3 protein-coding genes are annotated in these 2,163 nt (G+C 69.2%); all 3 read right to left on the bottom strand.

What is annotated here, in order from left to right; genetic code table 11:
• A partial coding sequence (locus M7H19_RS13665) for a universal stress protein (protein ID WP_298181271.1) occupies positions 1 to 921 on the bottom strand: 921 nt, incomplete at its 3' end.
• Positions 918 to 1,496: an SPW repeat protein gene (locus M7H19_RS13660; RefSeq protein WP_298181270.1), complete on the bottom strand. Its 579-nt coding sequence runs from the start codon at positions 1,494 to 1,496 to the stop codon at positions 918 to 920. The genes M7H19_RS13660 and M7H19_RS13665, both read right to left, overlap by 4 nt.
• Positions 1,493 to 1,942 (bottom strand): hypothetical protein, encoded by a 450-nt coding sequence (locus M7H19_RS13655; protein ID WP_298181269.1) that lies wholly within the window; start codon positions 1,940 to 1,942, stop codon positions 1,493 to 1,495. The genes M7H19_RS13660 and M7H19_RS13655 overlap by 4 nt, the downstream gene beginning before the upstream one ends.
• Positions 1,943 to 2,163 lie beyond the last annotated feature (221 nt).

The following is a 2,163-nucleotide window of genomic DNA, read 5'->3' as shown; positions in this document are numbered from 1 at the left end:
GCCCGACTCCTCGGACTCCTCGGACCTGCTGCGCAACACCGCGACGGGACACGGGGCGTGATAGAGCACGGCATGGCTCACCGATCCCAACAACGCCCTGGTCACCGGACCCCGACCGTGGCTGCCCACCACGAGCAGCCGCGCGCCTTCCGCCCGGTCCAACAGCGCATGCGTGGGCCGCTCGGCCACGGCCTCCCACTCCGCCGACACCTCGGGATAGCGGCGCGCGACCTCCTCGAACTGCTCCCGCGCCGCTTCGTGCACGGCCTCCATGTAGTACAACCCCACCTGGCCCGGCGGCGCGGTGGCGTACGTGTCCAACGGCCAGTCGTTCCAGGAATGCACCGCCCGCAACGGCACACCGTGCTCTTGCGCGAACACGAACGCGAAGTCCACGGCCCGCACACTGGTGCCCGATCCGTCCACTCCCACCACCACGGGAGCATCCGATGACGCGGGTTCGCCCCGCACCACCACCAGCGGCTGCCGCAACGTCCTGGCCAGATAGGCGACCGTGGAACCGAGCAACAGCCGGGACAACGCGCCACGCCCCGACGCCCCCGCGACCACGAGACCGGGCTCGATGTCATCGGCCGTCCGGGGCACCGTGTCCTCCGGCGCACCGTCCGGCATGGTCACCAGCACGGACAACTCCGGATACAGCGCCTGGCAGTCCCCCGCGACCCGCTCCAGCTCCTGCCTGGTCGCCTCGATCACGTTCTGCGCGTCGTAGTTCTCCAGCGACACCTCCTGCTGGGTGCGCGGCGGGTCCCACTCCAACGACCACAGGATCACCAATGGCCGTCTCCGCGCCACCGCCTCACCGGCGGCCCACCACACGGCACGATGTCCCCCCTCCGAACCGTCGAAACAGACCAGCACCGCATCACGCGCCTCCGCCGCCGACCACGTCTCCGTCACAGAGCCTCCTGTCCCCGCTCTCGTTCCTGGCCGGCCCACCTCGCCCCGAGCACCAACCCGAGCACCGACATCACCACAACCACAGCGCCGGTGACGACGTCGTTGGCCGTCGCGGCGCCTTCCTCACCACCGCGGTAACCCAACACGAACGGCGCGGCGATCAACCACCCACCGAGCAACAACGTCACGACACCCGCCCACCGGGCGGAGAACGGAGACACCGCTCGCACACCACCGAACACGACCAGCAACAAACCGACGACGATATCGACCACAGCCGCGTTCATCCCCCCGACCGTGCCGGGATGCTCGATCAACCAGGCGCACACCAGCAGCCACACCCCGCTGAGAAGGACAATGGCGTTCGGCAGGCTGCCCAGCGCGTACCGATACGGCACCAAAGACATCGACTGTTCCCGCCGCTCGCCGGCCGGCAGCGCCGACGGATTGGCATACGACGGACGCATCCCCTGCCAAGGTCCTGTGTTGTCCTCCGGAGCCGGAGGCCGGGGTTCCGCCTGCTCCGACCGCTCCGTTTCGGACCGCTCGGACTCGTCGGGCTCGCGGGAAGTCACGTAGCGCCTCCTTCGGCGAGGTCCACGTCATCGACGACGAGCGGAATGCCCTGCATGCAGGTCGTGACCAGCTCGGGTTCCGGCGTGCCACGCACCACGATCCTGGCCCCGGGCCGCGCCTCGGGACCCGCGTTCAACAGCAGGTACTCCCGCCCGCCGGTCACCAGCACCAGACAGTTCGGCTCCACGCCCCGCTCGACCCTGCCGTGAACCCGCACCTGGCCCTCCTTGGGGTTCGTCGAGGATGGGGACTCAGGGGGTCGAGAGCGTTCGGGACCGGACTGTCCCGGCGTGGTCGCGGGTGGAGGCGAGGTGGTGGGCTCGTCCGGCCCGTACTGGTAAGTGCAGCACGTCAACCCGACCGCCACGAAGGCCAACACCATGGCAGCGCTTCTGGCGTTCCCGGCGTTCTTGGCGTTCCTGCCGATGGAGCCGACCCGACGCACGATCGCCTTCACCTCCCGCCCGACGCGACCACGGCGACGGTGTGCGGGTTCCCGGCACGCCCCGCGATCAACCCTCGAAAGCACGAACACCCGAAGCCGTCGTCGGTACTCGACGATTATTCGTGTATTCGTGTCCGTCGGCCTCGGCGATCCGTCCTTCGGTGGTGTCCGAGGTCAACCAGACGCGGACACCGCTACGCGACCTGCGGACACGACTACAC

This window comes from Saccharomonospora sp. (assembly GCF_027317685.1).
In the GTDB taxonomy this organism is placed as follows: domain Bacteria; phylum Actinomycetota; class Actinomycetes; order Mycobacteriales; family Pseudonocardiaceae; genus Saccharomonospora.
The sequence above is the reverse complement of the archived record's forward strand: the minus strand, read 5'-3'. Positions and strand labels throughout refer to the sequence as shown.